General features: G+C 66.4%; 26 protein-coding genes. 8 read left to right on the top strand and 18 right to left on the bottom strand.

All coding sequences use genetic code 11. The features are described from left to right. Window positions 1–165: 165 nt before the first annotated feature. From QM789_RS17205 to QM789_RS17185, 5 genes are read left to right on the top strand one after another with little or no spacing between them, the layout of a single operon-like run. Window positions 166–1,452 carry an ABC transporter substrate-binding protein gene (locus QM789_RS17205; RefSeq protein ID WP_420353336.1) on the top strand — a complete coding sequence of 429 codons (1,287 nt, stop codon included), beginning with the start codon at window positions 166–168 and terminating at the stop codon, window positions 1,450–1,452. Then, window positions 1,453–2,331 carry a branched-chain amino acid ABC transporter permease gene (locus QM789_RS17200; RefSeq protein ID WP_420353054.1) on the top strand — a complete coding sequence of 293 codons (879 nt, stop codon included), beginning with the start codon at window positions 1,453–1,455 and terminating at the stop codon, window positions 2,329–2,331. It begins immediately after the preceding gene. Continuing rightward, the gene (locus QM789_RS17195) at window positions 2,331–3,266 is read left to right on the top strand and encodes a branched-chain amino acid ABC transporter permease (RefSeq protein ID WP_420353053.1); all 936 of its coding nucleotides are present in this window, start codon (window positions 2,331–2,333) and stop codon (window positions 3,264–3,266) included. The genes QM789_RS17200 and QM789_RS17195 overlap by 1 nt, the downstream gene beginning before the upstream one ends. Beyond that, window positions 3,254–3,994, top strand: a complete 741-nt coding sequence (locus QM789_RS17190; protein ID WP_420353052.1) for an ABC transporter ATP-binding protein — start codon at window positions 3,254–3,256, stop codon at window positions 3,992–3,994. The genes QM789_RS17195 and QM789_RS17190 overlap by 13 nt, the downstream gene beginning before the upstream one ends. Next, window positions 3,978–4,676, top strand: a complete 699-nt coding sequence (locus QM789_RS17185) for an ABC transporter ATP-binding protein (protein ID WP_420353051.1) — start codon at window positions 3,978–3,980, stop codon at window positions 4,674–4,676. Before QM789_RS17190 ends, QM789_RS17185 begins: the two co-directional genes overlap by 17 nt. On the opposite strand, the gene QM789_RS17180 is transcribed toward QM789_RS17185, so the two are convergent. Further along, window positions 4,673–5,485 carry a DUF6473 family protein gene (locus QM789_RS17180; RefSeq protein WP_420353050.1) on the bottom strand — a complete coding sequence of 271 codons (813 nt, stop codon included), beginning with the start codon at window positions 5,483–5,485 and terminating at the stop codon, window positions 4,673–4,675. The two genes, QM789_RS17185 and QM789_RS17180, sit on opposite strands and share 4 nt — an antisense overlap. A gap of 205 nt (window positions 5,486–5,690) precedes the next feature. On the opposite strand from QM789_RS17180, the gene QM789_RS17175 reads away from it, so the two are divergent. Next, window positions 5,691–6,566, top strand: a complete 876-nt coding sequence (locus tag QM789_RS17175) for a 3-hydroxybutyryl-CoA dehydrogenase (RefSeq protein ID WP_420353049.1) — start codon at window positions 5,691–5,693, stop codon at window positions 6,564–6,566. 37 nt (window positions 6,567–6,603) lie between these two features. Here the strand turns inward: QM789_RS17175 and QM789_RS17170 are convergent, their stop codons facing one another. The 6 genes from QM789_RS17170 to QM789_RS17145 are packed head-to-tail and all read right to left on the bottom strand — an operon-like array spanning window position 6,604 to window position 10,921. Continuing rightward, a complete protein-coding gene (locus QM789_RS17170) occupies window positions 6,604–6,876 on the bottom strand; it encodes an HPr family phosphocarrier protein (RefSeq protein ID WP_420353048.1) in 273 nt (90 codons plus the stop codon). Next, window positions 6,873–7,271: a PTS sugar transporter subunit IIA gene (locus QM789_RS17165; protein WP_420353047.1), complete on the bottom strand. Its 399-nt coding sequence runs from the start codon at window positions 7,269–7,271 to the stop codon at window positions 6,873–6,875. Before QM789_RS17165 ends, QM789_RS17170 begins: the two co-directional genes overlap by 4 nt. Then, window positions 7,268–8,194, bottom strand: coding sequence for an RNase adapter RapZ (gene rapZ / locus QM789_RS17160; RefSeq protein WP_420353046.1), 927 nt, complete (start codon window positions 8,192–8,194; stop codon window positions 7,268–7,270). The genes QM789_RS17165 and rapZ overlap by 4 nt, the downstream gene beginning before the upstream one ends. Continuing rightward, a complete protein-coding gene (locus tag QM789_RS17155) occupies window positions 8,167–8,580 on the bottom strand; it encodes an HPr kinase/phosphorylase (RefSeq protein ID WP_420353045.1) in 414 nt (137 codons plus the stop codon). The genes rapZ and QM789_RS17155 overlap by 28 nt, the downstream gene beginning before the upstream one ends. Beyond that, on the bottom strand, window positions 8,577–10,226 hold the full coding sequence (locus tag QM789_RS17150) for an ATP-binding protein (RefSeq protein WP_420353044.1): 1,650 nt from the start codon (window positions 10,224–10,226) through the stop codon (window positions 8,577–8,579). Before QM789_RS17150 ends, QM789_RS17155 begins: the two co-directional genes overlap by 4 nt. 2 nt (window positions 10,227–10,228) lie before the next feature. Continuing rightward, window positions 10,229–10,921, bottom strand: coding sequence for a response regulator transcription factor (locus QM789_RS17145; protein ID WP_420353043.1), 693 nt, complete (start codon window positions 10,919–10,921; stop codon window positions 10,229–10,231). Between the two features lie 325 nt (window positions 10,922–11,246). Here QM789_RS17145 and QM789_RS17140 point away from each other — a divergent pair, with 325 nt between their 5' ends. Further along, window positions 11,247–12,845 (top strand): phosphoenolpyruvate carboxykinase, encoded by a 1,599-nt coding sequence (locus QM789_RS17140; protein ID WP_420353042.1) that lies wholly within the window; start codon window positions 11,247–11,249, stop codon window positions 12,843–12,845. A 180-nt stretch (window positions 12,846–13,025) separates the two neighbouring features. On the opposite strand, the gene QM789_RS17135 is transcribed toward QM789_RS17140, so the two are convergent. The 8 genes from QM789_RS17135 to QM789_RS17100 form a co-directional block, all read right to left on the bottom strand. Further along, entirely contained in the window at window positions 13,026–13,457 is a 432-nt protein-coding gene (locus QM789_RS17135; RefSeq protein WP_420353041.1) for a molybdenum cofactor biosynthesis protein MoaE, read from the bottom strand. 1 nt (window position 13,458) lies between these two features. Beyond that, on the bottom strand, window positions 13,459–13,704 hold the full coding sequence (gene moaD, locus QM789_RS17130; protein ID WP_420353335.1) for a molybdopterin converting factor subunit 1: 246 nt from the start codon (window positions 13,702–13,704) through the stop codon (window positions 13,459–13,461). Then, a complete protein-coding gene (gene pgsA / locus QM789_RS17125) occupies window positions 13,700–14,329 on the bottom strand; it encodes a CDP-diacylglycerol--glycerol-3-phosphate 3-phosphatidyltransferase (RefSeq protein WP_420353040.1) in 630 nt (209 codons plus the stop codon). Before pgsA ends, moaD begins: the two co-directional genes overlap by 5 nt. Before the next feature lie 9 nt (window positions 14,330–14,338). Continuing rightward, complete coding sequence (locus QM789_RS17120; protein WP_420353039.1) at window positions 14,339–15,394, bottom strand: lysine-2,3-aminomutase-like protein; 1,056 nt, start codon at window positions 15,392–15,394, stop codon at window positions 14,339–14,341. Window positions 15,395–15,434: 40 nt separating this feature from the next. Continuing rightward, window positions 15,435–17,324: an excinuclease ABC subunit UvrC gene (uvrC, locus tag QM789_RS17115; protein ID WP_420353038.1), complete on the bottom strand. Its 1,890-nt coding sequence runs from the start codon at window positions 17,322–17,324 to the stop codon at window positions 15,435–15,437. 296 nt (window positions 17,325–17,620) lie between these two features. Next, complete coding sequence (locus QM789_RS17110) at window positions 17,621–18,391, bottom strand: SDR family oxidoreductase (protein ID WP_420353037.1); 771 nt, start codon at window positions 18,389–18,391, stop codon at window positions 17,621–17,623. An 11-nt stretch (window positions 18,392–18,402) separates the two neighbouring features. After that, window positions 18,403–18,567, bottom strand: coding sequence for a hypothetical protein (locus tag QM789_RS17105; RefSeq protein ID WP_420353036.1), 165 nt, complete (start codon window positions 18,565–18,567; stop codon window positions 18,403–18,405). Further along, complete coding sequence (locus tag QM789_RS17100; RefSeq protein WP_420353035.1) at window positions 18,568–19,365, bottom strand: S49 family peptidase; 798 nt, start codon at window positions 19,363–19,365, stop codon at window positions 18,568–18,570. Window positions 19,366–19,461: 96 nt separating this feature from the next. On the opposite strand from QM789_RS17100, the gene fdhD reads away from it, so the two are divergent. Beyond that, the gene (fdhD, locus tag QM789_RS17095; RefSeq protein WP_420353034.1) at window positions 19,462–20,226 is read left to right on the top strand and encodes a formate dehydrogenase accessory sulfurtransferase FdhD; all 765 of its coding nucleotides are present in this window, start codon (window positions 19,462–19,464) and stop codon (window positions 20,224–20,226) included. 332 nt (window positions 20,227–20,558) lie between these two features. Here the strand turns inward: fdhD and QM789_RS17090 are convergent, their stop codons facing one another. The 3 genes from QM789_RS17090 to ade form a co-directional block, all read right to left on the bottom strand. After that, a complete protein-coding gene (locus QM789_RS17090) occupies window positions 20,559–20,846 on the bottom strand; it encodes an HU family DNA-binding protein (protein WP_420353033.1) in 288 nt (95 codons plus the stop codon). Window positions 20,847–20,987: 141 nt separating this feature from the next. Continuing rightward, entirely contained in the window at window positions 20,988–22,460 is a 1,473-nt protein-coding gene (locus QM789_RS17085) for an AMP nucleosidase (protein WP_420353032.1), read from the bottom strand. Beyond that, entirely contained in the window at window positions 22,457–24,259 is a 1,803-nt protein-coding gene (ade, locus tag QM789_RS17080; protein ID WP_420353031.1) for an adenine deaminase, read from the bottom strand. Before ade ends, QM789_RS17085 begins: the two co-directional genes overlap by 4 nt. Window positions 24,260–24,284 lie beyond the last annotated feature (25 nt).

Raw genomic sequence — 24,284 nt, 5'->3', positions numbered from 1 at the left:
GGCGTTGAGACAGCCCAGATCCCCGAAACGGGACGCAGGGAGACGTGGCAGCCATGTATGGGTGCATCCCCTTTTCTCTCGCGGTTTGCACCCCGCGCTGCGGCGCCCGGGGAACCCGTTGGTTGCCTGCCGCAATATGGCTTTTGATCACACGACAGGGAATGCCTGATGAAACAGACTGCCCTCCCCCTTCCGCGCCGCGTGGTTCTGCGCGGCCTGACCGCGGGCGCCGCGCTGCTGACCGCGCCCGGTATTGTCGGCCGGGCCCGGGCGCAGGCCGGTGACGCGATCCGCCTGGGCGCGCCCTTCCACCGCACCGGCATCGGCGCTTCCTATGGCCGCTGGTATGAACGCACCGCCAATGCCGCGCTGAAGGTGATCAACGACCGGGGCGGCATCAACGGCCTGCCGGTCGAGTTGATTGTCGAGGATGACGGCACCGACCCGAAGCGCGGCGTCGAGGTGATCGAGAAATTCGCGACCGAATACAAGGTGGATGCGGTCTTCGGCCATCTGTTCTCGCATGTCGTGGCCGCCTGCGCGCCGCGGGTGGGGGAGCTGAAGATGCCCTATTTCCTGTGCTCCGAAGGCCATGCCCTCGCCGCCGGGAGTTTCAACCGCTACTGCTTCCAGCCCTCGATCACCGATGTCAAAAGCCAGATCCGCTCGATGGGCCCCTGGATCGCCGCGAACCTCGGCAAGAAGGTGGCGCTGGTCTATCCGGACTATGCCTTTGGCTACGACCACCGCGACAACATGACCGCCGCGATCGAGGCGCAGGGCGGCAAGATCGTCGCCTCCATCGCGATTCCGCCGACGGAGACCAGCTTCACCCGCTACCTGCCGCGCATCCCCTTCGATACCGAGGTGATCTATCACGTCATGGTCGGCCCCTCGGTGCTGACCTTCGTGAAGGAACTGGGCGAGCATCTCGGCTCGAAACGGCCGGAGATTTTCGGCTTCATCGACAGCCTTGAGGCCGTGGACATGAACCAGCCGCAACTGGCCTTTCTGGAGGGCACCTATTTCTGGGAGGCGATGCCGCGCTATGCGCAGCCCGACCAGACCGATTTCGACAAATTCTATCGCGCACAGATCGGCATCGACGAGAATGGCGCGGCGGTCGGCGACCGGAAGGATGTCTCGACCTATTCGCACATGTTCTGCGTCTGGGAGACGCTGTTCGCCATGAAACAGGCGATGGAAATGGCGGATTACCGCGGCCCGGCGCAGAAGATCGCGATGCTGGAGGCGATGGAGTCGATCACCGGCTTCGCGGAATCGAACGAATTCCCGCAGGGCGCGAAGATTTTCAACGGCAGGACGCACCAGTCCTTCGGCCATCAATATGTCTCGAAGTTCGAGGGCGGGCGGCTGAACGTGCTGCACAAGACCTCGATCGAGGACACGTTCTATCCCGACGAGACCGACTACACCAAGATGTCGTTCTGAATGGACATCGCCCCCTACCTTCTGCTCGCCACGCTCGAAGGACTGGTGCAGGCCTCGGTCTTCATGCTGACCGCGCTTGGCCTGTCGCTGGTCTTCGGCGTGATGCGGGTGGTGAATGTCGCGCATGGCGAGTTCTTCACGCTCGGCGCGGTGGGGGCCTGGGTCTGCGCGGGGCTGATCCCGGATCCGGCGCTCGCCTTCGCGGCGGCGCTGGTGCTGGCGCCACTGGCGGTGGGGGTTCTGGCCTGGGTGGTGGATCGCGGAATCCTCGCCCGGATCGGCTATGACCCGGAGGCGACGATCATCAGCACCATCGGCCTGATGTATATCCTTCAGCAATTGGTGCTGATGGGCTTCGGCCCCGATGCGCGGGCGGTCGATCCGCCGTTCTGGGTGACACTGCGCTTTCCGTGGTTCGGCTGGTCGGGCTACAAGCTGTTCATCATCGGCGTTGCGGTGGTGCTGGTCGCCGCGCTGTGGCTCGCGATGACGCGCACCCGCTTCGGCCTGATCATGCGCGCGACGCAATGGGACCGCGAAACGGCGCAGAATTTCGGCATCCCGGTCGGGCGGGTCTATGCGGCGGTCTTCGCGGTCGGCGCGGGGATGGCGGCCATCGCCGGGGTGCTGGTGGTGCCGAACCAGCAGGCGCATTACCTTATGGGGCATGACCCGCTGCTGATGTCCTTCGTCGTGGTCATCGTTGGCGGGCTCGGCTCGCTGCCCGGCACGGTGGCGGCGGCGGTGCTGATCGGCATGTCGGACGGCTGGCTTTCGGTCTTTTTCTCGCCGACGCTGGCCAAGATCTTCTCGACGCTTCTGGTCGCGCTGGTGCTGGTGTTTCGTCCGGCGGGGCTGTTCGGCAAGGTGCGGGCCTGATGCGGGCGGGGCTGTGTCTTGCGGTGCTGGCCGTTCTGGCGGTGGTGCCCTTCGTGATCGGCGGCTATCCGGTTCTGGCGCTGACCCGGGTGCTGATTCTGGCCGTGTTCGCAATGGGTTACAATATGCTGATGGGCTACACCGGCCTTGTCAGCCTGGGCCATGCGCTGTATTTTGCAGCGGGCATGTATGCGGCGGGATTGGCGAGCCATTATGGCGGGGTCAGCCTGCCTTTGGCCTTTGGCCTCGGCATTCTGGGGGCGGCGGCGGTGTCGCTGGTCACCGGGCTGCTGGCGCTGCGCACGCAAACCGTGTCCTTCATGATCGTCACGCTGATGTTCGCGCAGGTCGGCTATCTGACCACGCTGCATTTTTCCCCCATCACGGGCGGGGATCAGGGGCTGAGCCTGAAAAGCCGCAGCTTCACCCTGTTCGGCCATGTCTTTGACATGACACAGGAAAGCACCCGCTACGGGCTGGCGTTCGGGCTGTTTGCGGTGGCGCTGGCAGTGACCTTCGCGCTGACGCAGGGGCGGCTCGGGCGGCTGTTCGCGGCGGTGCGCGGCAATCCGGAACGCACCCGCATGCTGGGCTATGACGTGGACCGGATCCGGCTGGCGGCCTTTACCGTGTCGGGCACGCTGGCGGGGGCGGCGGGGGCGCTTTACGGGCTGATGTTCGGCTTCATCGGTTCGTCCTTCGCGGAATTCCGCACCTCGATCGAGGCGCTGCTATACACGCTGGTGGGCGGCCCCGGCACGCTGCTCGGCCCGCTGCTCGGCACCGCGCTGATGACCGCGTTGATCGACCGGCTGAGCGGCGTGACCTCGGCCTATCTGGTCATCGTCGGCGTGCTGCTGGTAGTGCTGACCCTGTGGTTTCCGAAGGGCATCCTCGGCACGATCCGCGACAGGTGGGCGCCATGGCTGAGGTGATTCTGGAGACGAAGGGGCTGTCGCGCCGGTTCGAGGGGCTGATGGCCGTCGATGCCGTGGATTTCCGGCTGGAACAGGGCGAGATCCGGGCGATCATCGGGCCGAACGGAGCGGGCAAATCCACCTTCGTCGGGCTGATCGCGGGCCGGATCGCGCCCACCTCCGGCACCGTGGCCTTCCGGGGGCGAGACATCACCCGGTTGTCGGCCCCGGCGCGGGTGCGGCTGGGCATTGCCTATACGTTCCAGATCACGAATATCTACGCCGAAATGACGGTGGCCGAGAACATCGCCATCGCCGCGCAGAGCCGCCGCGGCCTGTTCGGGCCGGAGGCCGTGATCCGCGAGGCGGTGGCCCGCGCGGCGCAGACGGTCGGCCTGTCCGACCGGCTGAGCGACACGGCGGGGGTGCTGTCCTATGGCCATCAGCGGCTGCTCGAAGTGGCGATGGGGCTGGCGCTGGATCCGGAGCTGCTGATCCTCGACGAGCCGACACAGGGCCTGTCGGACGGCGAGATCGACGGTTTCGTCACGCTGGTGCGGCACCTTGCGGAAACCGCGACGGTTCTGCTGATCGAGCACAATATGGATGTGGTGATGGCGCTGGCCCGCCGGATCACGGTGATGGAGCGCGGCCGGATCCTGGCCGAGGGCACGCCCGCCGAGATCACCGCGAACCCCGCCGTGCAGGACGCCTATCTGGGAGGCATGAGTGACCCTTCAGGTTGAAGCGCTCGACGTTTTCCACGGCGCGGTCCGGACCCTGCGCGACGTCAACCTGAGCGTCGCGCGGGGGGAGATCCTGTGCCTGATGGGGCGCAACGGCGCCGGGAAAACCACGGTGCTGCGCACGATCATGGGGGTGCTGCGGCCCGCCGCCGGGCGGGTGCGGCTGGATGGGCGCATCCTTTCGGACCTGCCCGCGCATGACATCCCGCGCCTTGGCATCGCGCATGTGCCGCAGGGGCGGCGGCTGTTTTCCGACCTCACCGTGCGGGAGAATCTGGAGATCGGGCTGATGGTCCGCAACAGTCCGCAGCGGGTGCTGGATTTCGCGCTCGGCCTGTTTCCGCTGCTGGCGGAGCGGATGGGGCAGCGGTCGGGCACGCTGTCGGGGGGCGAGCAGACCATGCTTGCGGTCGCGCGGGCGATCTGCGCCGAACCCTCGGTGATCCTGCTGGATGAGCCGACGGAGGGGTTGATGCCTTCGGCCATCGCGACGATCCGTTCGGCCTTGCTGCGGCTGCGCGGGGAAGGGGTCGCGGTCCTGCTGGTCGAACAGCGCGCGGAGGCGGTTCTGGCGATGGCGGATCGGGTGGCCTTTCTCGACCGTGGCCATGTCGTCGCTGAAACGCCGGTCGACGGGCTGCGCGCCGACCGGACTTTGCTGCGCCGCTACGCCGGAATTTAGGCCAGAATCTTGCGCATCGCGGGCAGCAGCGCCGCGGCGATTTCGGCATGCACGCCCGGCCCCGGCATCGCGGCGGCGGCGGGCGCCTCCATCGGGGCGAACTGCATCCCCTCGGTGCCCTGCGCCCGCACCTCTGCCGAAGGCGTGACCCGGACCAGCCCCGCCGCATGGCGCGCCACCTCCGCGATCATCTCCGGCGTGACAAGAACGGGTTCGTATCCAAGCGCATCGTCGCGCGGCATGTCGATCCACAGCAGCAGCACCCGCCCGCCCAGCCGTTTGACGAAGCGGGTCATCTGCCGCATCCAGACCGCCTTGAGTTCGGCCTCAAGCACCCTGAACGCTTCCCGATCCCGCGCGCGCAGCAGGCCAAGCATGTGCCAGGTGGAGGTGAATTCGCTGAAATCCACCTTCGGGAACAGGTCGCGCATCCGCCCGGTTTCGGTCAGGAAGCGGTCGTTGCGGCGGGGGTGGACGTAGTAGAAGCTGTTCGACAGATTCGCCGCCCCGACCATCTGCACCACGGAGACCTTCGCCATCCGGCCCAGTCGCGCCAGAACGTCTTCCTGCACGAAGGTATCCGCCCCGGCATTGAGGCAGCCGAAATTGATCACGGGCAGATCCAGAGAGGCTTCGAGCCGACCCGGCCAGGGATCCGGCACGAAGCGGCCATAGGTCTCCGACCCGCCGAAGGCCGCGATATAGTCGCGGTCCAGAGCGCGCGACGGACCGCGGAACATCAGCCGCGAACCGCCATAGCGGCAGGGAGAATAGTCGAGGGCGCCGTTGCCCGAATCTACGAACGCCATCGGCGGCCCCGAAAACGAATTGTTGCAGAACGATTTCACGCCATGTTGCATGGCAACCCTTGCCAAATGGCTAATACCGCCCGCCGGGGGCGCCGCGACACGATCCGCCTTTGGTCTTGCGCCATTCGCTGCGGCGCAGCATAGTGGCATCGGCCATTTCGGCCTCGGGCGCCTGACATTCTCCGGGCAGTCAAGGGAAAGCGACATGACGATCGAAACAGTCGGGATCGTGGGGGCCGGGCAGATGGGCAATGGCATTGCCCATGTGTTCGCGCTTGCCGGTTATCAGGTGCTGTTGAACGATATCAGCCAGGACAGCCTCGACAAGGCGCTGGTGATCATCGGCAAGAACATGGACCGGCAGATCTCCCGGGGCAAGCTGACGGAGGCCGACAAGGCCGAGGCGCTTGGCCGGATCAAGACCACGCTGTCGCTGCCCGATATCGGCCCGACCGACCTGATCATCGAGGCCGCGACCGAGCGCGAGACCGTCAAGACGGCGATTTTCGACAGTCTTTTGCCGTATCTGAAGCCGGATACGATCCTTTCGTCGAACACCTCGTCGATCTCGATCACGCGGCTGGCATCGCGCACGGACCGCCCCGAGAGGTTCATGGGCGTCCACTTCATGAACCCCGTGCCGGTGATGCAACTGGTCGAACTGATCCGCGGCATCGCCACCGACGACGCGACCTATCAGACGATGCTGGCGATCGTCGAACGGCTGGGCAAGACTGCGGCTTCCGCCGAGGATTTCCCGGCGTTCATCGTGAACCGGATCCTGGTGCCGATGATCAACGAGGCGGTCTATGTCCTCTATGAAGGTGTCGGCAGCGTGCAGTCGATCGACCTGGCGATGAAGCTCGGGGCGAATCACCCGATGGGGCCGCTGGAACTGGCGGATTTCATCGGTCTCGACACCTGCCTTGCGATCATGAACGTTCTGCACGACGGGCTTGCGGATACGAAATACCGGCCCTGTCCGTTGCTGACGAAATATGTCGAAGCGGGCTGGCTGGGCCGCAAGACCGGGCGCGGTTTCTACGATTACCGTGGCGAAAAGCCGGTTCCGACGCGCTGATTTCCCCGGCGGTTGCCCCCCGGGGGTGGCCGCCGCGCTAGTTTTCCTCGCCGAACCTGTCGCCGACCAGATCCTGCAACGCATCGGCCAGCGCACCAGCCTGTGCGCCCGAGGTCGTGACCTGGATCGAGGTTCCGCGCGAGGCGGCCAGCATCAGCAGCCCCATGATGGAATCGCCGGACACCGCCATACCGTCCTTTTCCACCTCGGCCCGGGCGTCGAACTGTTCGACCACCTCCACGAAACGCGCCGAAGCCCGCGCGTGCAGGCCCTTTTCATTGACGATTTTCAGGACTCTGGTGACGCTCACTTGTCGCTTCCGTAGACTGAGTAGCTGTTGATGTATTTTCGCCCGGCGTCGAGGGCGGCGGCCACGGCGGCATGCACCCCGAGGCTGCGCGATTTCGCGAGCTTGATCAGCAGGGGGAGATTCGCGCCATAGATGATTTCGCGTTCGCAGGTCTCGCAGGCGAGCAGGCTGAGGTTCGAGGGCGAGCCGCCGAACATGTCCGTCACCACGACCACGCCGTCCCCCGAATCCACCGCATCCACGGCGGCCCGGATTTCGGCCTGCTTGGCGCTCCGGTCATGGTCATCTTCGATGGTAATGGCGCGGATGCCATTTTGCGGGCCCACGACATGCTCCACCGCGGCGAGATACTCGCGCGCCAAGCCCCCATGTGCCACGATCACGATTCCGATCACGCGCCGCTTCCCGTTTTCACCCCGGGCGGGACAATTGCCCGCCGTTCCAGTTCCCTATGACGTTTAGACACTTGCCAGCCCGCATCCGCAAGGGCTTTGGTAACTACTTCGTTAACAGCGACCGAACGGTGTTGCCCGCCGGTACAGCCGAAACCCACAGACAGGTGGCTCTTGCCCTCGGCCACATGTGCAGGCAGCAGGAACAGCAAGAGCCCCGTCACCCGCTCGATGAATTCGCCATAGCGCGGATCCGAGGCGACATAGGCCGCCACCTCCGGGTCCAGCCCCGTCAACCCACGCAGCGCAGGCACCCAATAGGGATTGTTCAGGAACCGGCAGTCGAACATCATGTCGAGCCCGCGTGGCACGCCGCGTTTGTAGCTGAAACTGTGCAGCGACACCGCCAGCCGGGCGATGTGGCTCATGTCGAACCAGCGCGCCACCTCCGCGCGCAGGTCATGCGGTGTCATCGACGAAGTGTCGATCAGCACATCCGCCCGCGTCCGGATCGGCACAAGAAGGTCGGTCTCCAGCCGGATCCCCTCCAGCGGTGCATCCTCCGGCGCCATCGGGTGACGGCGGCGGGTTTCGGAATAACGCCGGATCAGCACGTCGGGCTGCGTGTCGAGATAGAGCAGGTCGAGCTTCAGCTTCGGGTCGCGGGTCAGCCGGTCGATCAGTTCGATCAGGCGCGCGGCCGAGAAATCCCGGTTGCGGACATCGACCGCCAGCGCCAGCGGCCGGTCCAGCGGACCATCCAGCAGGCGCGGGACAAGGCTCAGCGGCAGGTTGTGGATCGTCTCGTAACCGAGATCCTCCAGCGCCGCGAGCGCGGTCGTCCGCCCGGAGCCCGAGGGCCCGGTCACCAGAACAATGCGGCTGGCCCCCGTTGACGTCACGCTACCCTCCCGCCTTTCAGCCATTGCAGGACTGCCACGTCAAGATGACCACGTTGCAGCCGCAGCACAAGGGGAAGGCGCACGCCCAGCAGCTCATGGACGCGCTGCGGTGGCAGGCGTTCGGTCTCGGTCCGGTCGAGATCCACGACCAGGACGATCCGCGCCGAGGGCAGGGGATCCGCGCGCAGGATGCCCACGCCGCGCATCTCGATCATGCCGGAAATCGTGGCGGGCGCCCGGGCCCATACCTCGCCGTCGCGCGCGGTCAGGTCCACCCGGTCATCCGCCACGAGCCGCGCGCCATAGGCCATCAGCCGCAGCGCCAGTTCGGATTTCCCCGCGCCGGCGGCCCCCAGGATCAGCACCGCGCGCCCCGGATTCAGCGCCACCGCCGTCGCGTGAATATTCATGCCGGCAGCCCCACCACGAAACGCGCGCCGAGTGGCGGCGACAGGGGATCCGCGTCCGGCGGGCGGATGTTTTCGGCCCAGATCACGCCGCCATGCGCTTCGACGATCTGCTTCGAGATCGCGAGGCCGAGGCCGGAATGGTCGCCGAACTGCCCCTCCGGCCGTTGCGAATAGAAGCGGCGGAACACGCGGGTCAGCGCCTCTTCGGGGATGCCGGGGCCGGTATCCTCGACCACGACGACCACCCGGTTGTCGCGCCTGCGTACCCAAACCCGCACCGTGCCCCCCGCATCGCAGAAGCTGAGCGCATTGGTGATGAGGTTGACGAAGACCTGCGCCAGGCGCCCCTCCAGCCCGCTGATCCCGATCCTGTCTTCGGGAAGGTCAGCGATGAAGGAAATGCCGTGGTCCTGCGCCTGTTCGGCGAAATAGGCGCACAGGTCCGAGACCATCCGCACCAGGTCGAAGATTTCCTCCTCTTCCTTGACCAGTTCGCTGTCGAGCCGCGAGGCATTGGAAATGTCGCTGACCAGCCGGTCGAGCCTGCGCACGTCGCTGTCGATCACCTGTAGCAGGCGCGCGCGCTGATCCTTTCGCGTTACCCGGTCGAGGGAAGCCACCGCCGAGCGCAGCGAGGCCAGCGGGTTCTTGATTTCATGCGCGACATCGGCGGCGAACTGTTCGTTCGCGTCGATTCTCTCGTAAAGCGCATCGACCATTCTCCGCATCGCCTCCGACAATCGCCCGATCTCATCCGCGCGGGCGCGCAGATCGGGGATCCGCACCCTTGCCGATGTCATTCTGCGGGCCTTCGGATCCTGTCCCGCCTCCGCCGCCCGCGCCAGTTCGGCAAGCGGGGTGGCGATCGCGGAGGCCAGGATCAGGCTGAGCCCGATGGATACGATGATCGCGATCACGAAGACCTGCAACACCTGCTCGCGCTCGATCCGCACCAGATCGTCGATCTCGCCCGCCGCGCTGGTCAGGGCGAGAACCGCGATGATCTGCCCTTCCCGCTCGATCGCGCGGGCGACGGAGAAGATCGTCGCCCCCGAGGCATCGCGGCTGGTCGTCGCCGCGGCGCCCCCGTCCTGTAGCATATCGGCCAGCGCGCGCGCGACGGAGAGCGTATCGCGTTTCGGCAGCTCCTCCCGCCGCAGCAGATGTTCCGACAGCCAGCCCCAGATTCCGGTCAGGAAATCCATCATCACCGTGGAGCGGTCCTGTGTCGGCAGCCGGGCAGGAGGCTCGGCATTCTCGCTCTGCCCCAGCAGCCGCCCCGCCGGGTCAAAGGCATAGAGCGCCGCCCCCGCCGACAGCCGCACCCCCTGGATCGCGGCCCCGGCGCCGGACCCGCCATCGGCCAGCCGCGCCTCCGTCAGGTCGGAAATCAGCACCATTTCCCGCAGCATGGCGGTTTCGCGCTGGATCACCAGGCTGTCGCGGAACGGGTTGAGATGGAGCACCCCCGCGACCATCACCAGGATCGCGGTGATGTTCAGGACGATGATCTTGCGGGCCAGCGGCGAATGCCCGAAGGAGATCTGGATCCGGCCGCCCCGGACGCGCCAGAAATCCCCGCCCCGCAGCCCCCGCGCCCGGGCCGAGGCGATCGTCGCCTCCGCCCCTTCAATCCTGTCCGCCATGGCTATTCTTCGTTGTAGCGGTAGCCGATGCCGTAAAGCGTCTCGATCGCGGCGAAATCCTCGTCCACGGCGCGCATCTTCTTGCGCAGCCGCTTGACGTGGCTGTCGATCGTGCGGTCGTCGACATAGACCTGATCGTCATAGGCGACATCCATCAGCTGATCGCGCGATTTCACAAAGCCCGGGCGCTGCGCGAGCGCCTGCAACAGCAGGAATTCGGTCACCGTCAGCGTGACCTCCCGGCCTTTCCAGACGACCGAATGGCGCATCGGGTCCATCGACAGGTTGCCGCGCACGATCGCCTTGCCGCTCTCCGCCTCCGCCCCGGTGGCATCCTGACGGCGCAGCAGGGCGCGGATCCGCTCGACCAGAAGCCGCTGGCTGAACGGTTTTTTCACATAGTCATCCGCCCCCATCCGCAGTCCCAGAACCTCGTCGATCTCATCCTCCTTCGAGGTCAGGAAGATCACCGGCATCGTCGCGCTGCGCTGCCGCAGCAGGCCGAGAAGCTCCATCCCGTCCATCCGCGGCATCTTGATGTCGAGCACCGCCATATCGGGCATCCGCTTGCCGAAGGCGTCAAGGGCGGATTGCCCGTCGGTAAAGGTCTCGACCGCGTATCCCTCCGCCTCCAGCGTCATCGCCACGGAGGTCAGGATATTGCGGTCGTCATCGACCAGTGCGATTCTGGACATGGAGGAAATCCTTTCCATCAAGGGTTGCCGGGGCCGAATCACCCCCCGCATTGCCACACATCCAACCCGGAAAAGGCGAAGGATTGCCTAATTTTCATGATGCGGGCACAATTCGGCGTAACCCCCGGTTAATGACGATTGGAATGGTTGCGCTAAAGACCGCCGTGGTTGCGCTAACTGCGACATCGGCGCCTGTTCCTTCACGGAATCGTCGTGCTATAGGGGCGCATCCGACGCGGCCCGCTGCGCCGGATCGGCATTCCTATTGGTCCGGGATGCCGGGAGGAACCCACAGGACGCCGACATTCGGCATCGGGAGCGACACATGAGCATCGGACGCGTGAACCCGGCGAAACGCCTGGAAGATCAAGGCATCACTGGTCTCGGCACTGTCTATTACAACCTGCTGGAGCCCGCGCTGATCGAAGCGGCGCTGAAGAACGGCGAAGGCACGCTGGGCAAGGGCGGCGCGTTCTACTGCACCACCGGCAAGCACACCGGCCGTTCGCCGAAGGACAAGTTCGTCGTCCGCACCCCCTCGGTCGAGGATTCGATCTGGTGGGAAAACAACAAGCCGATGGACCCGGCGAAGTTCGACGTGCTCTATGCCGACATGCTCGAACACATGAAGGGCAAGGACTACTACGTCCAGGACCTGTTCGGCGGCGCCGATCCGGAGCATCGTCTGGACGTGCGTCTGGTCACGGAACTCGCCTGGCACAACCTGTTCATCCGGCACCTGCTGCGCCGTCCCGAGCGCCATGAGCTGGACAGCTTCGTCCCGGAATTCACGATCATCAACTGCCCGTCGTTCAAGGCGGATCCGGAGCGGCACGGCTGCCGTTCGGAAACCGTGATCGCGCTGAACTTCGACAAGAAGATCATCCTGATCGGCAACACCCAATATGCGGGTGAAAACAAGAAGTCGGTCTTCACGCTGCTGAACTACATCCTGCCCGGCAAGGGCATCATGGCGATGCACTGCTCGGCCAACCACGCGATCGGCAATGTCGAAGACACCGCGATCTTCTTCGGCCTGTCGGGCACCGGCAAGACCACGCTCTCGGCCGATCCGTCGCGCATCCTGATCGGTGACGACGAACACGGCTGGTCGGACAAGGGCACCTTCAACTTCGAAGGCGGCTGCTACGCCAAGACGATCAACCTGTCGAAGGAAGCGGAGCCGGAAATCTACGCGACCTGCTCGATGTTCGGCACCGTGGTCGAAAACATGACCTTCGATCCGGAAACCTTCGAGCTGAACTTCACCGACAACTCGATCACCGACAACATGCGCTGCGCCTATCCGTTGGAGTATATCTCCAACGCATCGCCCAGCTCGCTCGGCGGCCAGCCGAAGAACGTGATCATGCTGACCTGCGACGCCTATGGCGTTCTGCCGCCGATCGCGCGGCTGACCCCGGCTCAGGCGATGTATCACTTCCTGTCGGGCTTCACCTCGAAGACCCCGGGCACCGAAGTCGGCGTGACCGAACCGATCCCGACCTTCTCGACCTGCTTCGGCGCGCCCTTCATGCCGCGTCGTCCGGAAGCCTATGGCAAGCTGCTGCAAGCGAAGATCAACGCGACCGGCGCGAGCTGCTGGCTCGTCAACACCGGCTGGACCGGCGGCGCCTATGGCGTGGGCAAGCGGATGCCGATCAAGGCAACCCGCGCGCTGCTGACCGCCGCGCTCGACGGTTCGCTGAACAACGTCGAATTCGTCAAGGATCCGAACTTCGGCTTCGAAGTTCCGGTTGCCGTGCCGGGCGTCGACACCACGCTGCTGAACCCGCGCGACACCTGGGCCGACAAGGCCGCCTTTGACGCGCAGGCGGCGAAGCTGGTGAAGATGTTCGCGGACAATTTCGCGCAATATGTCCCCTATATCGACGAGGACGTGAAGGCCGCCGCGATCGGCTGAGTCTTCGGACAGTGAATAGGCCAGGGCCCGCCGTTTCGGCGGGCCTTTGTCATGGGGCCGCTCTCCGTTTTGACCGGCGGGATATCCTAAAGGGCTTCAGCCCTGTGTCGGATGGAATGACGCAGAAAACGCCGTCCCTTGCAGAAGAAACAGCCCCCATTGCGGGCCGCCATGGTGGCGTTACCAGCGCTTCAGCGCCTCTTCGTCGGCCTGCCTTGCCGCGACCCAGCTTTCGCCCTCCGGACCGATTTCCTTCTTCCAGAACGGCGCGCGGGATTTCAGGTAATCCATCAGGAACTCCGCCGCGTCAAAAGCCGCCTGCCGGTGGCGCGCGGCTGTGGCCACCATCATGATCGCCTCGCCCACCGGAATCCGGCCATGGCGGTGGATCACGGTGACATCCGTCAGGGCAAAGCGGTGCAGCGCGTCGCGCGTGATTTCGGTCATCGCGCGTTCGGTCATGCCGGGGTAGTGTTCCAGTTCCAGAGCCTGCATCCGGCCGCCGTCGTCGCGCACGATCCCGGTGAAGGTGACGACGGCGCCGGAGCCCGCGCCGAAACCGTGCAGTTCCGCGGCCATGTCGAAGGGCTCGGCCTGCACGATCACGCGCATCTCAGCCCCCGGTCATCGGCGGGAAGAACGCCACCTCGCGCACCCCCGCGAGCGGCGCGTCGAAATCGGCCAGCTCCTGATCCAGTGCGACGCGCAGCGCGGAAATATCGGCGAAGGCGGCGGCATAGCGCGGTTCCCGCGCGCTCAGTTCCGCAACCAGATCCCGCGCTGTCCGGGCCGATGTCTCCACCCGTTCGCGCGGCAGCCCGATGCGCTCGCGCACCCAGGCGAAATAGACCACCTCAATCACGCTCGTGATCCCGCAGGAAGGGCAGCGCCTTGCGGAAATAATCCCAGCCCGTCACCGCCGTCAGCACCGCCGCCACCCAGATCAGTGCCAGCCCGACATGATTCGCCATATCGGCCAGCCCCACTCCCGTGGGCAGATCGCCTTCGCCCGCCCGCGGCGCGCGCCCCTTTTCCAGATAGTCGAGCCCGGTGCCCAGGAACAGCACCGCAATCGCCACCATCTGCGCCGTGGTCTTCCACTTGGCGAGCTTGGTGACCTTCAGCAGCTTCGCATCCGCGCCCAGATACTCGCGCAGGCCGGAGACGAAAACCTCCCGGAACAGGATCACCGTCGCGGGCAGGATCAGCCAGGGGTTCATGCCGGAATAGCCGGTCAGCACCATGATCGCGATCACCACCATCGCCTTGTCGGCGATCGGGTCCAGCATCGCGCCGAATTTCGATTCCTGCTTCCATAGCCGCGCCAGATAGCCGTCGAAATAATCGGTGATCGCGGCGCCGATGAACAGCGTCAGCGCCAGCCAGTCGGCCCAGGGGCGGTGGAAATACAGAAACATCACCGCTACGCCCGGAGCGGCGAGCAGTCGGAGCACCGTGAGCGTATTCGGCAACGTCCATTTCATGCCCGCACCCTAGCCGCGCTCAGGCACAAGGGGAAGGGGGTCGGCGTAATCATGCACGCGGTCCTGCCAATCCGTGACCTTCCAGGTGCCGGGCGTGGGGCCGGGGGTGAAATGATCCGCCGTGACCGGCACCTTGCCGAAGCCGCCGGGAATATCCAGCACATAGGTCGGCACCGCCGCCCCCGACAGATGTCCGCGCAGCCCCCGCATCAGCGCCCGGCCCGCCGCGATCGTGGTGCGGAAATGCGAGGTGCCGCGCGCCAGATCGCAATGATGCAGGTAATAGGGCTTCACCCGGTTGTCCTGCAACGCGCGGAACAGATCGACCAGCGCCTGATGACTGTCGTTCACCCCGCGCAGCAGCACGGATTGCGACAGCATCGGAATACCATGGTCAACCAGCCTGGCGATGGCGGCGCGCGCGGCTTCGGTCATCTCCTGCGCATGGTTCGTATGCAGCACCACCCAGACCGGCAGCCGCAACCCCGCCAGCAGATCGGCCAGTGCCGGGCCGATGCGTTCGGGCGCCACCACTGGCACGCGGGTATGGATGCGCAGCGTCGTCACATGCGGGATTTCCGCCAGCCGCCCCAGCACATCCCCCAGCCTGCGTGGCGAGAGCGTCAGCGGATCGCCCCCGGTCAGGATCACCTCCCGGATCGCGGGGGTGCGGGCGATATAGGCCAGCGCCTCGCTCAGCGCGGCCTCGGGCAGGGGGCCGGTCTCGCCCACCGTTTCGCGGCGGAAGCAGAAGCGGCAATAGACGTCGCAGGTCTTGGTGACATGCAGGATCACCCGGTCCGGGTAGCGATGCGTCAGACCGGGCACCGGTGAGCGCACGACATCGCCGATCGGGTCGAGCATCTCCTCGGGCCGGGTCAGCAGTTCGGCCAGGGTCGGCACGAATTGCGCCGCCACCGGATCGCCCGGCGCCGCGATCGCCGCCTGCATCGCCGGGGTCACCCGGATCCGGAACTCCGCCGCCACCGGGGCCAGCGCCCCGGGCGTGTCGGGGCTCAGCCCGGCGGCACAAATCTCGGCGGGGGTGGTCAGGGCATGGCGCATGGGCGTGCTATCCTCCCGTCCGGGTGGCCTGTCAATCGGCTCAGCCCTTGTCGTTGAAGAAGTTCCAGATCGTTTCGGCCATCGCCGCCGAAATACCGGGCGCCTCCATCAGGTCCGTCACCCCGGCGCGGCTGACCGCCTTGGCTGAGCCGAAATGCTGGAGCAGCGCGCGCTTGCGGGTGGCGCCGATGCCGGGGATCTCGTCCAGTGGGTTCGCCATCTGTGACTTCGCCCGCTTCGCCCGATGTGCGCCGATCGCCCAGCGGTGCGCCTCGTCGCGCAGCCGCTGGATGTAATACAGCACCGGATCCTGGCGCGGCAGGGCAAAGGGCCGCTGGCCGGTGCGGTGGAATTCTTCCTTGCCCTGATCGCGGTCGATCCCCTTGGCGACGCCGACCATCGGGATGTCGACGCCCATCCTGTCCATGATTTCCCGCACCGCCGACACCTGCCCGGCGCCGCCGTCGATCAGCAGCAGGTCGGGCCAGTTTTCGCCCCTGTGCTCCGGATCCTCCTTCAGCAGGCGGGCAAAGCGGCGGGTCAGCACCTCTTTCATCATGCCGAAATCGTCGCCCGGGGTCAGTTCGTCGCCGCGGATGTTCCATTTGCGGTATTGGCTCTTCAGGAAGCCCTCCGGCCCCGCGACGATCATCCCCCCCACCGCATTCGTGCCCTGAATGTGGGAGTTGTCATAGACCTCGATCCGCGCGGGTGGGGCGGGCAGGTCGAAGGCCTCCGCCACACCCTTCAACAGCCGCGCCGTGGCGGCGGATTCCGACATCCGGCGCCCAAGGCTTTCGCGCGCGTTGCGCAGCGCATTTTCCACCAGTTCGGCCTTTTCGCCCCGCTGCGGCACGGCGATCTCTACCCGGTGGCCCGCCTTGCCCGCCAGCGCCTCCTGCATCAGGTCGGCATCCTCGATCGCATGGCTGAGCAGGATCAGGCGGGGCGGTTCCTTCGTATCGTAGAACTGGCCGAGGAAGGCTTCCAGAATCTCCGGCTCCTCCGCGCCCGATCCGGTCTTCGGGTAAAAGTCGTGGTTGCCCCAGCTTTGATGCGCGCGGATGAAGAAGACCTGCACGCAGGCCTGCCCGCCCTCCATATGCACCGCGATCACATCCGCCTCGGACACGCCGCGCGGGTTGATGCCCTGCGATTGCTGCACCGTGGTCAGCGCCTGGATCCGGTCGCGCAGCGCGGCGGCGCGCTCGAATTCCAGCGCCTCCGACGCGGCCATCATCTCCTCTGCCAGTTCCTTCTGGATCGCCGTGGTCTTGCCCTGAAGGAACCGTTCCGCATCATCCACCGTGCGCTGATAGTCCGCCTCGCCGATCTTGCCGACGCAGGGCGCCGAGCAGCGCTTGATCTGATATTGCAGGCAGGGGCGGGTGCGGCTGGCGAACATCGCATCCGAACAGTTGCGCAGCTGGAACACCCGCTCCAGATGGTTCAGCGTCCGGTTCACCGCCGAGGCGCTGGCGAACGGCCCGAAATAGGCGCCCTTCACCGTGCGCGCGCCGCGATGCTTGCGGATTTCCGGAAAGGGCGTGGTCTTGTCGATCAGGATATAGGGGAAGCTCTTGTCGTCGCGCAGCAGCACGTTGTAGCGCGGCTTCAGCTGTTTGATCAGGTTCTGTTCCAGAAGCAGCGCCTCGGTCTCGGTGCGCGTGGTCAGGAACATCATATGGGTGGTTTCGTGGATCATCCGCGCGATCCGCGCCGAATGCCCGGTCGGGCGCGCGTAATTCGACACCCGCGCCTTCAGGTTGCGCGCCTTGCCGACATAGAGCACTTCCTGCTTGTCGTTCAGCATCCGGTAGACGCCGGGCGAACTGTCCAGCCGCGAGACGTAATCCGCGATCAGCGCAGCGCCGCGCAGGCGCCGGGGCGCCGGGTCTTCGGTCTGCACGGGAGGCTGGGGATCAGTCATCGCTGCGGCTTGATTCTTAACGGTTGCTGCACTCTTGGCGGCGGGAGTTCAAGGGTAAAGGCATCCACCGTTTCTGTGGATAACTCTGTTGGAAAGTTTTGGAGAGATCGGATTTTTCCTTGGATTCTGAGGTCTTCCTTAATCGGCCCATTTTTTGGGCACTTTTCCAAACCTTTGAAATTTCTTGGAAAAAATAAATCGTTAAAACAAACCCCTGAAACCATTGGAAGATTCCTGACAGTTTTGCGACGGTGCGGCGGCAAGTGGACAACTTGCCGCGCCCAGGGCCCCGGGCGCTACTCGATTCCCAGAACATCGGGGGTTTTCCAGCCCAGATGCTGGCCGCCATCGACACAGATCAGCTGCCCCGTCACCGCCACCGCATCCAGCAGATAGCCGAGCGCGGCGCAGATGTCCTGCGGATCCGCGCCGCGTTCCAGGATCGTCGCCGCGCGCTGCCGGGCGAAATGGCTGTCGCTCTGGCGCGCGCCTTGCAGCGTTGGCCCCGGGCCGATCGCATTGACCCGTATCTCCGGCGCCAGCGCCTGTGCCGTGGTCCGGGTCAGCGCCCAGAGCCCGGCCTTCGCCAGGCTGTAGGTGATGAATTCCGGCGTCGGCTTCAGCACGCGCTGATCGACCATGTTGACGATCAGCGATGTGGCGCGCGGCTCGCCGGTGCTACGGTCGGCCTTCGGCGCCTGCCGGGCGAATTCCTGCGTGAGCACGAAGGGCGCGCGCAGGTTCGATCCGATATGCCGGTCCCAGCTATCGCGGGTCGCGGTGCGGATATTGTCATAATCGAAGATCGAGGCGTTGTTGATCAGCACATCCAGCGGCCCGCCAAGCGCCTCGGCCGCGCGGGGGATCAGCGCGGCGGTCTGCGCCTCGTCCAGCAGATCGGCCCGCAGCACAGCCGCCCGCACGCCCAGGGCGCGCGCTTCGTCGGCCACCGCTTCGCCCTCGGACCCGTGGCAATGGATCGCCACATCATGGCCCCGCCCCGCGAGATAGAGCGCCATCGCCCGGCCAAGCCGTTGCGCCGATCCGGTCACCAATGCCCGCGCCATGCTCTTCCCCCTCAGCGTTTCCGGCCGCAGGGGCAGGGCCCCGGCCCGATCCTTGGCCGCCCGCAGGCGGGACAGGCCCCCTTCGCGCGGCGCCGCGCGGGCGGATACCAGAACCGCGCAAAGACCGCGAGCCCGGCCATCGCCGCCAGGAACAGGATCATGATCTTGATCAGCATCTACAGCCCGTAACGTGCCCAGAGGGCGCGCTCCTCGATCGTGTCGACCATCGCGCCCGCGGCCTCCGCCCCGAACCGGCGCAGCAGGCCGCGGCGCGGGCCATAGGGGATCACGCGGACCTTCGCGCCGTAGATCTCCTTCAGCGTGGGGATGGCGTGGCCGATCCCGTCGATCAGCCCGGTCTCCACTGCCTGCCGCCCGGTCCAGACCTCGCCGGTGAACAGATCGCCCGACAGATGCGGGCGGCGGCTGCGCACCCAGTCCTGAAAGGTGACGTGCATGTCTTCGAGCAGCCGGGTCAGGCGCGCGACATCCTCGGGCTTTTCGGGGCGGAACGGGTCGAGGAAGCTCTTCGAGCCGCCCGCGGTATGGACGCGGCGCTCGATCCCGTGCCTGCCGATGAAACCGTCGAGCCCGAAGCCCGCCGAAATCACCCCGATCGAACCGACGATCGAGGTGGCATCAGCGCGGATGTCATCCGCCGCGCAGGCCAGCCAATAGCCGCCGGAGGCCGCGACATCTTCGACAAAGGCATGGACGGGAAGGTTCCGTTCCACAGCCAGCCGCCGGATCCGCCCGGCGATGAGCGAGGATTGCACCGGCGAGCCGCCGGGCGAATTGATCAGCAGGGCGACGGCGGCGGGGCGGCCCTTGCGGAAGGCGCGCTCGATCACCGGTGCCAGCGCGGCATCCGACAGGCCCGCGCGACCGGTGCCGATCATGCCTTGCAGGCGGATCAGGGCGACGCGCGCCGGGCGGCGCAGGAACGGGGCGGGGAGCAGGCTGCGGAGATCCATGCCTCCGATGTAGGCGGCTGCGGCGGTGGGGGCAAGGGCGGCTCGACTTTCGCGGCAAAGGGCGGCAGGGTCTGTAGCGAAACAGGAGGTTCGCCGATGTCCCTGCCCGCCGGAGCGATTGCTGTCACCCTGCCCGATGGGGCCGGGGAAATCCTGCCCGAGGAAGTCCCCGTCGCGCTGGTCTATGACGGGGTGACGCAGGCGGTGATGATGGCGACGCCCGCTGATCTGGAGGATTTCCATCTGGGCTTCGCGCTGACCGAGGGGCTGATTTCCGATCCGGCAGAGGTTCAGGGCGTGGAGGTGCTGCGCCAGCCCCGGGGGATCGAGGTGCGCGGCTGGCTCTCGGCGCCCGCCGGAGCGCGGTTCATCGAGCGGCGGCGGCTGATGGCGGGGCCGGTCGGCTGTGGGCTATGCGGGATCGACAGTCTGGAACAGGCATTGCGCCCGCTGTCGCGGGCGCCCGCGGGCGCGGCGGGTGCCGGGCTGACGCCCGGCACCGCCGCGCGGGCGCTCGACGATCTGCGGGCGGGACAAGTGCTGAAGGATGCCTGCCGCGCGACCCATGCCGCCGGGTTCTGGGCCGATGGCGCGATGGTCGCGGTGCGCGAGGATGTCGGGCGGCACAATGCGCTCGACAAGCTGGTGGGGGCGCTGTGGCGGGGGCAGGTGGATCTGGCGCAGGGCGCGGTGGTCATGACCTCGCGCGTGTCGGTCGATCTGGTGCAGAAGGCGGTGCTGGCCGGGGCCGCCTGCCTGATCGCGCCTTCGGCGCCGACGGCGCTGGCGGTCGAACAGGCCCGGGCGGCAGGGCTGCGGCTGATCGCGCGGGCGGGGCGGGAGCTGGCGGTCTACGGCTGAGGCCCGGGCGGCCTGCGGTCAGCTGCGCGGGGGCGTTGAGGCTCAGCGGCTGCGGCGCGGGACCGGGTGGTTTATGGCTGGGGCCTGCATCTGTCAGGGCAGGGGGTGTGTGGGGGCGACGCCGTATGCCCTTCGCGCCGGGGGGGGCAGAGTGGTGAAAAGCCGGTGCGGGCGATGCCGCTTGTATACTGTTCCCCGGATGAATTCCCGGGATGACTCCCGCCCGCCGGGCCTTTCGGAACGGTGCCGGGGGCTGCGCTCCTCTGATCCGTGAAACACAAAGGCCGCCGCGATCTCTCGCAGGCGGCCCGGAACGATCGAACGGTCGGAGATCAGACGTTCACGCTGTCCTTCAGAACCTTCGCCACGGTGACCTTGACCTGCTTGTCGGCGGGCTTGGTCATGGTTTCGCCGGTCGCCGGGTTGCGGACCTGACGCTCCGGACGGGCCTTGCACGAAACCTTGCCGATCCCCGGCAGCGTGACGGCGCCGCCCTGAGCCACTTCCTTCGCGACGACTTCGGCAATGGCATCGAGCGCGGCATTCGCGGTCTTCTTGTCCGAGCCCATGACCTCGGCGAGGGCCGCCACGAGTTGGGTCTTCGTCATCGGTTTCGACATCTCAAATCCTCTCATACGCCCCGGTGGCCCAGGGTCATTGTCCGCCGCAGCGGTTTTCAGACTGCCTTCTAACACACGCTTTTGCCTAACAAGGCAAGAGGCATCGTGAACAATTGCAGGCAGACGGCGGGTTTTCACCCGTCACAGGAAAGCGGTCTCCTCGAAGCTGCGCAGCTTGCGGCTGTGGATCCGTTCGAGCGGCATCGCGCGCAGCTTCTCCATCGCGCGGATGCCGATCCGCAGGTGGTTCGCGACCTGCGTGCGGTAGAATTCCGTCGCCATTCCGGGCAGCTTCAACTCGCCATGCAGCGGCTTGTCCGACACGCACAGCAGCGTGCCATAGGGCACCCGGAAGCGGAACCCGTTCGCCGCGATCGTGGCGCTCTCCATGTCCAGCGCCACCGCCCGCGACAGGCTGAGCCGGTGGACCGGGCCGGACTGGTCGCGCAGCTCCCAGTTGCGGTTGGCGATGGTGGCCACGGTGCCGGTGCGCATGATCCGCTTGAGTTCGTAGCCTTCCAGCCGCGTGACCTCGGCCACTGCCTCCTGCAACGCGATCTGGATTTCCGCCAGCGCCGGGATCGGCACCCAGACCGGCAGGTCGTCGTCCAGAACGTGATCCTCGCGCAGATAGGCATGGGCGAGGACGAAATCCCCCAGGCTCTGCGAATTCCGCAGCCCGGCGCAATGCCCCACCATCAGCCAGGCATGGGGCCGCAGCACGGCGATATGGTCGGTCGCCGTTTTCGCATTGGACGGGCCGACGCCGATATTGACGAGCGTGATCCCCGCCCCGTCCGGCCGCTTCAGGTGATAGGTCGGCATCTGCGGCAGCTTGGCCAGCGGCGGGATCGGCGCGTCGGAGGCGGTGATTTCCACATTCCCCGGCGCGACGAAGCTGGTATAGCCCGAGGCCGGATCGGCCAGCATCTCCCGCCCGATCTTCTCGAACTCGTCCACATAGAACTGATAGTTGGTGAACAGGACGTGGTTCTGGAAATGCTCCGCCGCCGTCGCCGTGTAATGGCTCAGCCGCGCCAGCGAATAATCCACCCTCTGCGCGGTGAAGGGCGCGAGATGCCCCGATCCATCCGGATTCGGCCCCGCCGTGCCGTTGACGATATCGTCGTTCATCGTCGCCAGATCCGGCACATCGAAGACATCGCGCAGGCTGAAGTCCAGCACGCCCTCCTGCGGCACCATCACGCCGGGCTGCGCCGCCACCGCGAAATGCACCGGGATCGGCGTGGCGGAGGGGCCGATGCTCACCGCGACCTGATGGTTTTTCATCAGCAGGCCGATCTGCTGCACCAGATAGTTGTGGAACAGGTCGGGACGGGTGATCGTGGCGACATAGGTGCCGGGCGTCGAGACATGGCCGAAACTCAGCCGGCTGTCGGCCTTGACATGCGAGGCCACGGTGATCCGCACCTCGGGGTAAAAGGCACGGTAGCGCGCGGGCGCCCGACCCTCGGCCAGAACGGTGTTGAAATGCTCGATCAGATAGCCGGTCGCCTCGGCATAAAGCGCTTCGAGCCGGGCGACGGCGGCTTTGGCATCGGTGAACAGCTCCGGCGCCGAGGCCGGGCTGAGCGTGACAAGAGGGGCGTTCATTCAAACAGATCCGTCAGTTCAAAGCGCGTCACATCCACCAGCCCAAGGTCGGAGATCCGGATTTCCGGGATCACCACCAGCGCCAGCAGGGAATGCTGCATGTAAGCGTTGTTGAGCGTGCAGCCGCACTCCGCCATCGCCTGTACCATCCGCGCGGCGCGGGCGGCGACGTCGGCTGCCGGGTCGTCGGACATCAGCCCGGCGATGGGCAGCGGCACGCAGGCGATTTCAGTGCCGTCCTTCCACACCGTGATGCCGCCGCCGATCTCGCCCAGCCGGTTCGCCACGGCGGCCATGCTCTCGCGGTCGGTGCCGACGACGATCATATGGTGGCTGTCATGCGCGACGGTCGAGCCGATCGCCATCCGGCCGCTGTAGCCAAAGCCCGAGACGAAGCCGTTCACCACATGGCCGGTGCCGCGGTGCCGCTCGACCAGCGCGATCTGGGCGAGGTCGCGCGCCGGGTCAGCGGGGACCAGCCCGTCCACCACTGGCATTTCGGCGGTGAGGGCCTTGGTCGGCGCCTGGTTCTCGATCACGCCGATGACGCGGGCGGTGACGGTATTCGCCCCCTCGGGCGCGCGGATCGCGAAATCCGTGGCCGTCAGCGCGCGGCCCAGGTTCACCGTCCGCCGCGCCCGCTCGGGCCAGTCGTAATGCGGGCAGTCCACCAGCAGCGCGCCGTCCCGCGCCACCAGCCGCCCGCGCGCGATCACCTGTTCGACCGGCAGCGTGACCAGATCCGAAGTCAGGATCACATCTGCCCGCCGCCCCGGCGCGATGGAGCCGAGTTCGCGTTCCAGCCCGAAATGCGTCGCCGTATTCACCGTGCACATCTGCAACGCCACCAGCGGATCACAGCCGCAGGCGACCGCATGGCGATAGACCCGGTTCATGTGGCCTTCGTGCACCAGCGTGCCGGAGTGGCAATCATCGGTGCACAGGATGAAGTTGCGCGGATCCAGCCCCCGTTGCGTCACCGCGGTGATCTGCGTCTCGACATCATGCCAGGCCGAGCCCAGCCGCATCATCGAGCGCATGCCGTTGCGGACCCGGGCGATGGCGTCTTCCTCGCGCGTGCCTTCGTGATCATCCGCCGGGCCGCCCGCCAGATAGGCCCGGAACGGCGCGCCCTTGTCCGGGCTGGCGTAATGGCCGCCGACCGTCTTGCCCGCCGCCTGCGTCGCGGCGATTTCGGCCAGCATCTGCGGATCGCCCTGAATCACGCCGGGGAAATTCATCATCTCGCCCAGGCCGATGATGCCGGGCCAGGTCATCGCCTCGGCCACATCCCCGGCGCTGATCTCGTATCCCGTGGTCTCCAGCCCCGGCGCCGAGGGCGCGCAGGACGGCATCTGCGTATAGATGTTGACGGGCTGCATCAGCGCCTCGTCGTGCATCATCCGCACCCCCTCAAGCCCCAGCACATTGGCGATCTCATGCGGGTCGGTGAACATGGTGGTGGTGCCGTGCGGGATCACGGCGGCGGCGAATTCGGCCGGGGTCAGCATGCCGGATTCGATGTGCATATGGCCGTCGATCAGGCCGGGGATCATGTAACGGCCCCGGGCCTCGATCACCTCGGTCTGCGGCCCGATGGCGGCGGAGAGGTCCGGCGCGATGGCGGCAAAGCGCCCCTCCGCCACGGCGATGTCGTAGCCGTCCAGCACCTCGCGCGACTGGACGTTGACCCATCTGCCGCCCCGGATCACCAGATCGGCGGGCGCCCGCCCGGCGGCGACGGCGATCAGGCGCGCCGCGGCCTCGGGCCATGATTTCAATGCGTTGACCTTTTCCATGGCTCAGCGTGCCATTCCCCGCCCG

The sequence above is a fragment of the Paenirhodobacter sp. genome (assembly GCF_047600745.1).
GTDB lineage: Bacteria > Pseudomonadota > Alphaproteobacteria > Rhodobacterales > Rhodobacteraceae > Rhodobacter.
Note: the sequence above shows the minus strand (reverse complement) of the source record. Positions and strands in the feature narration are given on the sequence as shown.

Bases quoted from the DNA above. Each gene is read 5' to 3' on its own strand.
- QM789_RS17090 (WP_420353033.1), bottom strand. From the start codon at position 20,846: ATGTCGAAACCGATGACGAAGACCCAACTCGTGGCGGCCCTCGCCGAG.
- ade (WP_420353031.1), bottom strand. From the start codon at position 24,259: ATGGAAAAGGTCAACGCATTGAAATCATGGCCCGAGGCCGCGGCGCGC.
- QM789_RS17150 (WP_420353044.1), bottom strand. From the start codon at position 10,226: ATGGCGGACAGGATTGAAGGGGCGGAGGCGACGATCGCCTCGGCCCGG.
- QM789_RS17135 (WP_420353041.1), bottom strand. From the start codon at position 13,457: ATGCGCGTGATCGTGCAGGCCGAGCCCTTCGACATGGCCGCGGAACTG.
- QM789_RS17110 (WP_420353037.1), bottom strand. From the start codon at position 18,391: ATGGCGCGGGCATTGGTGACCGGATCGGCGCAACGGCTTGGCCGGGCG.
- fdhD (WP_420353034.1), top strand. From the start codon at position 19,462: ATGTCCCTGCCCGCCGGAGCGATTGCTGTCACCCTGCCCGATGGGGCC.
- QM789_RS17195 (WP_420353053.1), top strand. From the start codon at position 2,331: ATGCGGGCGGGGCTGTGTCTTGCGGTGCTGGCCGTTCTGGCGGTGGTG.
- QM789_RS17140 (WP_420353042.1), top strand. From the start codon at position 11,247: ATGAGCATCGGACGCGTGAACCCGGCGAAACGCCTGGAAGATCAAGGC.
- QM789_RS17155 (WP_420353045.1), bottom strand. From the start codon at position 8,580: ATGAATATTCACGCGACGGCGGTGGCGCTGAATCCGGGGCGCGCGGTG.
- QM789_RS17085 (WP_420353032.1), bottom strand. From the start codon at position 22,460: ATGAACGCCCCTCTTGTCACGCTCAGCCCGGCCTCGGCGCCGGAGCTG.
- QM789_RS17175 (WP_420353049.1), top strand. From the start codon at position 5,691: ATGACGATCGAAACAGTCGGGATCGTGGGGGCCGGGCAGATGGGCAAT.
- QM789_RS17120 (WP_420353039.1), bottom strand. From the start codon at position 15,394: ATGCGCCATGCCCTGACCACCCCCGCCGAGATTTGTGCCGCCGGGCTG.
- QM789_RS17105 (WP_420353036.1), bottom strand. From the start codon at position 18,567: ATGCTGATCAAGATCATGATCCTGTTCCTGGCGGCGATGGCCGGGCTC.
- QM789_RS17200 (WP_420353054.1), top strand. From the start codon at position 1,453: ATGGACATCGCCCCCTACCTTCTGCTCGCCACGCTCGAAGGACTGGTG.
- QM789_RS17180 (WP_420353050.1), bottom strand. From the start codon at position 5,485: ATGGCGTTCGTAGATTCGGGCAACGGCGCCCTCGACTATTCTCCCTGC.
- QM789_RS17190 (WP_420353052.1), top strand. From the start codon at position 3,254: ATGGCTGAGGTGATTCTGGAGACGAAGGGGCTGTCGCGCCGGTTCGAG.
- uvrC (WP_420353038.1), bottom strand. From the start codon at position 17,324: ATGACTGATCCCCAGCCTCCCGTGCAGACCGAAGACCCGGCGCCCCGG.
- QM789_RS17100 (WP_420353035.1), bottom strand. From the start codon at position 19,365: ATGGATCTCCGCAGCCTGCTCCCCGCCCCGTTCCTGCGCCGCCCGGCG.
- rapZ (WP_420353046.1), bottom strand. From the start codon at position 8,194: ATGGCTGAAAGGCGGGAGGGTAGCGTGACGTCAACGGGGGCCAGCCGC.
- pgsA (WP_420353040.1), bottom strand. From the start codon at position 14,329: ATGAAATGGACGTTGCCGAATACGCTCACGGTGCTCCGACTGCTCGCC.
- QM789_RS17145 (WP_420353043.1), bottom strand. From the start codon at position 10,921: ATGTCCAGAATCGCACTGGTCGATGACGACCGCAATATCCTGACCTCC.